The organism is Brevibacterium sp. HMSC24B04 (assembly GCF_001806835.1).
GTDB lineage: Bacteria > Actinomycetota > Actinomycetes > Actinomycetales > Brevibacteriaceae > Brevibacterium > Brevibacterium ravenspurgense.
The window spans coordinates 1-4,732 of sequence record NZ_KV786095.1 but is presented as its reverse complement, the minus strand read 5'-3'; the positions used below and the strand labels follow the sequence as shown (position 1 = coordinate 4,732).

The window sequence follows — 4,732 nt, the reverse complement described above, 5'->3', positions numbered from 1 at the left end:
CAAAACCTCACCGACCGCGAACGCGTCCTAGGCCTCGACCACCCCGACACGCTCGCCACCCGCAACAACCTCGCAGCCGCCTACAAGTCAGCTGGGAAGCTGAACCAGGCTATCCCCTTATACGAACAAAACCTCACCGATACTCAACGTGTCTTAGGCCCCGACCACCCCTCCACGCTCGCCACCCGCAACAACCTCGCCTACGCCTACAAGTCAGCCGGGGACCTCAACCAGGCCATCGCCTTATACGAACAAAACCTCACCAACTACAAGGTCGTCCTAGGCCCCAACCACCCCGACACGTTCACTTCCCGCGACAACCTCGCCAGCGCTTACGAGTCAGCCGGGGACCTCAACCGAGCCATCCCCTTATACAAACAAACCCTCACCAACTACGAGCACATTCTTGGCCCCAACCACCAATCCACGCTCGCCACCCGCATCAACCTCGCTAAGGTCTACCTGTCAGCCGGGGACTTCAGCCAGGCCATCCCCCAGTTCGAACAAACCCTCACCGACTTCGAGCGCGTCCTAGGACCTGACCACCCCGACACGATCGCTTCCCGCAACAACCTCGCCTACGCCTATCTGTCAGCTAGCGACCTGAGCCGAGCCATCCCCCAGTTCGAACAAACCCTCACCGACTTCGAGCGCGTCCTAGGACCTGACCACCCCGACACACTCACCACCCGCAACAACCTCGCCGCCGCTTACCAGATCGCTAAGGATTCAAGCAAGAACACCCACTCAGACGAATCCGATGGCCGCTGACGGCACAGTGAACCTTGGCACCCCGGAGGCGCGCCCAAAATAAGCCGTAATCGGTTGAGGTTCGACCAGCCTTTGATTCAAGGGGCATTTGGCTATCTAGGTCGAATACGCGTTCCACGTATCGTCCTCGCGCGGCCTGACCCATACGGGCCCGATGAACGCCGAGGGCATCGGGGCCTCTGCGTCAGTGATTGTCAGATAGGCCTGTTTGCCATAGGTGGCGCCCACGTCTTCGGAGTAGTAGCCAGCGGCTTCCGGAAGCAGCAACAACGAGCGCACGGCCTGCACCTGTAAGACAACGACAGCCTTGCGGCTAAACAGAGCTTGATCGAGCACCCCAGGCTGTCGCCATCAGTCGCTTCCTCGGCCCATTCGAAGACTTCATCGTCACTGACGTGATCATTCAGGGCCTCGATAATACGATCCCTGCTGACTGGCTCACGCAACAGCACGTAGCCGATGACCGGGTCGTCATTCATCTCATAGGTGTGCTCGGGGCGAGTGCTTTTGATCGCTTTGCCAGAACGCTTGCCAAGCAGTCCGAACATGTCTGTCTCCTTGTGGGCGGTTTGGAGTGGTTATTGGAACCGGAGGAGGGACTTCGACACAGCTGGTATGGCAGCTGTGCGAGTGAGTTGATGGCATGTTTTCAGCCGATGCGTTTACTCCTTGAGTAATAGCCGTTGTCTTCACAAACAGCCACTGGTTATTGCCGCTGCACGTTGAACCTGAGCTCGACCGCGTTCCGCAGCCAAGTAACGTGCTGCGACGCCCCCTCATCACGCGTCGCGACGCTAGTTTCTCGAACGTAGGTTATCCTTGCCCCAACTGGCCACATTCCAGCTATGAGTACACCGATAGCCAGTGGGCATAGTCGCCCGCTCCGATGCAAAACTACCCACTTTTGCCGATCGTCACTATCTAGTAGGTGAACATAATGACGACCAACGACGAAAACAACACTTCCGAGACGCCCACCGACGAAAACAACACTTCCGAAACGACCACAGTTAAAGATGGGCAATCGCGCCAAAATGAGCTCGATAAGTTTGTTTTATCCGACAAAAAAAGCAAACAGTTCGCCACCAGCTACGTACTTGAATGCTTCGGTCGATCGCGCCGTGGAGCCATCGTCAACCGTCTGATCAATGAGTGGCTCGAGAAGAACCAATTGTCAATGTTCCCGGATATCAGTTCAGCCGACTATTACGGCGAGGTCGAGATCCGACGCCTCTCCTTGGACTCCGAACCGCAAACTCAGAAACCTGATGAATCGTCAAACGAATCTGGCTCAGAGAAATCGGCCGTGGGCGGATGGGTTTTGTCTTCCTTAAAGAGTGACGCCGATGAGCTAGATAGCCTTCAGTACGGGGACTCAGTAAGCGACGCAATTGAACTAATGCAACAACGAAATCGCACCAAGTTGCCACTCTTCTTCTCGAAGAACGACAGGTCGACTCTCATCGGTACGGTGACCCTCTCGGACCTCACCTTTGACAAAGTATCCGACCAGACGAAACTTATTAATGTGGCTACAACCCAGGTTCCAGTAGTAGGAACGAATGAGAAGCTTTTCGACTGGGTCTCGACCATTCTTCAGCATGGATTTATCTACGGGAAAAACGCAAGAAACGAGATCGTACAGATCTATACCACGTGGGACCTAGCGACCCATCTAAACTCGATCGCCGCAATGTTTCTGCGCGCCAACGAGATCGAGGAGCTTCTTCGGGGGTTTCTCGCGGATGTTTCGAAAGAGGACCTCAAGGATGCCACAAGGAAGATACCGCTGACAGAGGTGTATATAGACACAAAACAAAGCACTAAACTAACGAAGGAAGAAGTTAACGCCAGCGGGTCAGATGACTCCGAGAAGTCGTATTCGCAACAGCTAGTGTTTGCGGACTACATCAGAGCCCTAGCTGACGACAAAATATGGTCTAAGGTGACTGGCTCGGGTCGCATCTCCGACGAGGACAAGCCGCGATGCATCCGAAGCCTGAACGATGCTCGCCTCGCACGTAACCGTGTGATGCATTTCAATCGATCAGAAATACCTGAGGACATGATTCCATCATTCGAGGCCTTGGCAGTGTGGTTGCGCCAGATAGTGCAGTCGAAATCTTAGCGAGAGTCAGCAGCTGAATCGCATTGCCCTCCTGCTCCTCGGCGACGGGGACCGCGTCCTGCGGGAATCCATCAGTCTGGGAGCGCCACATTTCGGGTTTCTTCACCACGCGATTCACTCAGCGTCCAAGACGGCGACGGTCGGAATCGTCGTACGCTGGGTCGAGGAACCAGCACCCCTCTTCGCCGTTGTCGATTTCTCCTCCGTTCTCCGACATCAGATGCTGCCGCAAAAGGCCCGGGTAGCGACGTTACCCGTCAGCGACACAATTTATTCGACGACACGAGGCTCCGAAGAGGGCCGAAAGGCCTCCGAGATGACGTGGGCGTCGAGGATGATCCTTCGTATTACGCTCCGCCCTTGCGGCATTGTCGCGCGTCGGAATCGGCAAGCCCATCGATCTCACCGACATCCCGCGCCACGCCCAGGAAAGCCATGCAGATGTGCGGCCATCGGGCCACATGTGTCAGGATGTCGCGAACCTCGGCCTCCATAGACCGCCCGCGCTCCTTCACCCGAGATACGAGCTGTTGATTCACGCGGTCATCGATACCACGCATGATGAAGGATGCCATAAGAACCACCTCCTTCTGCTATCAACTGTGACAGCATTCACAGCGTGATGCCGAAAACTCAGCACCAAGCAGCTCCGGATGCTGACGACCGGCCTCATCTCCTTGCTCACGTCACTGCCTAGGACGGCGGAGGGTAGAGGGAAATGCTCTGCGACAATGCCAACGATGCCACCTCGTCCTGCCAACCAGGCCAGCGCAGCCCCTCGAACACCACATCGAGCGCGCCACCCATCGCAGCCATAAGAAACGCCGAGTAGCCGCCACCGAACCCATCCCACGTGAGGGTGTCCGGGCCGAAGTAGCAGACCTCGCCGGGCGCGACACCCAGCGCGCCGCCGTCGATGGCGAATAGACCTCCGAGGACGTCGTGCCCGACGACCAACTCACCGGGCGCCGCCTAACCAGGACCGCCCCGGCCCGTTGGCTTCGGCTATGCTCGGCAAGCCCTCGCTGCCGCCGCCGTACAGACACACCCAGCCGGGGTCTGCAACGATGCCGCCGGTGTGCAGTGCGACGGCTCACATCGTCGACGCGGCGGTGACCTGCAGCCCCACACACAGCGAGCGACGGCCCCGCTCTGGGTCGACAGGCAAGGTAAGGGCGTCCGATTCAGCCAGCGTCTGCTGAAGATGAGACCAGGCCGAATCATCGACGGCAATGAGGCGTTCGATGTCGCGCAGCGGCGTGCCTTCGCTTGTCAGGTTCACATCTCCAGCTGGAGGCAGTTTTTTCTTCGTCGATGATGCTCGGTTGCCACGACGTCGTGATCTTCGCGCCGGCGTTACCGCCGAGCCTCTGGCCAGCCCGGACCCGTGCCCCACCGAGCAGTGTCCGATGATGTTCATGGGGTAGGAGAACAGGTCGCCGGGCTCGGCTCTTCGACGTCGCCATCGACCGTAACGCCGCCCTTGCCTTCCCTGCGGATCTAGCCCCTGGCTTACAGCAATTCCAAATTCCAGAGCGCCTACTTGATCGTCACGAAGATTCTCTGGCACGCGCCTTCTTCGGCGAGCACCGTTAGCTTGTTTAGCTGGGATGGAAGGCATTCCTACGCCTGTTACCGACTGCCCGGCAAACCTGTGGTGAGCGCCACATTTAGAGGCTACAGTTGCGGCATGACCAGCACACCTGAAAATCCTTGGGCCAGCCTCGCCCCGGATTACTTTCCTGTTTACGGGTCGCGCATCAATTCGGATTCTTTTGAATGGGACGGAACGCGCTGGCTAGTTGTACTGATCGGGGAGGTTAGTTAATCGTG

At 57.5% G+C, this 4,732-nt stretch carries 8 protein-coding genes; 4 read left to right on the top strand and 4 right to left on the bottom strand.

What is annotated here, in order from left to right; genetic code table 11:
• The coding region (locus HMPREF3092_RS11005; protein WP_141737990.1) for a tetratricopeptide repeat protein at positions 1–771 on the top strand (771 nt) is incomplete at its 5' end.
• A gap of 96 nt (positions 772–867) precedes the next feature.
• On the opposite strand, the gene HMPREF3092_RS07230 is transcribed toward HMPREF3092_RS11005, so the two are convergent.
• Positions 868–1,050, bottom strand: coding sequence for a hypothetical protein (locus HMPREF3092_RS07230; RefSeq protein WP_141737984.1), 183 nt, complete (start codon positions 1,048–1,050; stop codon positions 868–870).
• A gap of 116 nt (positions 1,051–1,166) precedes the next feature.
• Between HMPREF3092_RS07230 and HMPREF3092_RS07225 the strand changes: the two genes are divergently transcribed.
• Both HMPREF3092_RS07225 and HMPREF3092_RS07220 read left to right on the top strand, forming a co-directional pair.
• Positions 1,167–1,448 carry a hypothetical protein gene (locus tag HMPREF3092_RS07225; RefSeq protein ID WP_070424386.1) on the top strand — a complete coding sequence of 94 codons (282 nt, stop codon included), beginning with the start codon at positions 1,167–1,169 and terminating at the stop codon, positions 1,446–1,448.
• Positions 1,449–1,708: 260 nt separating this feature from the next.
• Positions 1,709–2,899, top strand: a complete 1,191-nt coding sequence (locus HMPREF3092_RS07220; protein WP_070424385.1) for a CBS domain-containing protein — start codon at positions 1,709–1,711, stop codon at positions 2,897–2,899.
• A 347-nt stretch (positions 2,900–3,246) separates the two neighbouring features.
• Here HMPREF3092_RS07220 and HMPREF3092_RS07215 read toward each other — a convergent pair whose 3' ends face one another.
• The 3 genes from HMPREF3092_RS07215 to HMPREF3092_RS07205 all read right to left on the bottom strand — a co-directional run bounded on the left by HMPREF3092_RS07215 (position 3,247) and on the right by HMPREF3092_RS07205 (position 4,181).
• The gene (locus HMPREF3092_RS07215) at positions 3,247–3,474 is read right to left on the bottom strand and encodes a FitA-like ribbon-helix-helix domain-containing protein (RefSeq protein WP_070424384.1); all 228 of its coding nucleotides are present in this window, start codon (positions 3,472–3,474) and stop codon (positions 3,247–3,249) included.
• Positions 3,475–3,592: 118 nt separating this feature from the next.
• Positions 3,593–3,856, bottom strand: a complete 264-nt coding sequence (locus HMPREF3092_RS07210; RefSeq protein ID WP_070424383.1) for a DUF2625 family protein — start codon at positions 3,854–3,856, stop codon at positions 3,593–3,595.
• Between the two features lie 136 nt (positions 3,857–3,992).
• The gene (locus tag HMPREF3092_RS07205) at positions 3,993–4,181 is read right to left on the bottom strand and encodes a DUF2625 family protein (RefSeq protein ID WP_070424382.1); all 189 of its coding nucleotides are present in this window, start codon (positions 4,179–4,181) and stop codon (positions 3,993–3,995) included.
• A gap of 408 nt (positions 4,182–4,589) precedes the next feature.
• Here HMPREF3092_RS07205 and HMPREF3092_RS11350 point away from each other — a divergent pair, with 408 nt between their 5' ends.
• A complete protein-coding gene (locus HMPREF3092_RS11350; RefSeq protein ID WP_176745709.1) occupies positions 4,590–4,727 on the top strand; it encodes a hypothetical protein in 138 nt (45 codons plus the stop codon).
• Positions 4,728–4,732: the final 5 nt, after the last annotated feature.

What these genes read in the sequence shown, in the direction of transcription:
- HMPREF3092_RS11350 (WP_176745709.1), top strand. Translation starts at nt 4,590, where the DNA reads ATGACCAGCACACCTGAAAATCCTTGGGCCAGCCTCGCCCCGGATTAC.
- HMPREF3092_RS07215 (WP_070424384.1), bottom strand. Translation starts at nt 3,474, where the DNA reads ATGGCATCCTTCATCATGCGTGGTATCGATGACCGCGTGAATCAACAG.
- HMPREF3092_RS07220 (WP_070424385.1), top strand. Translation starts at nt 1,709, where the DNA reads ATGACGACCAACGACGAAAACAACACTTCCGAGACGCCCACCGACGAA.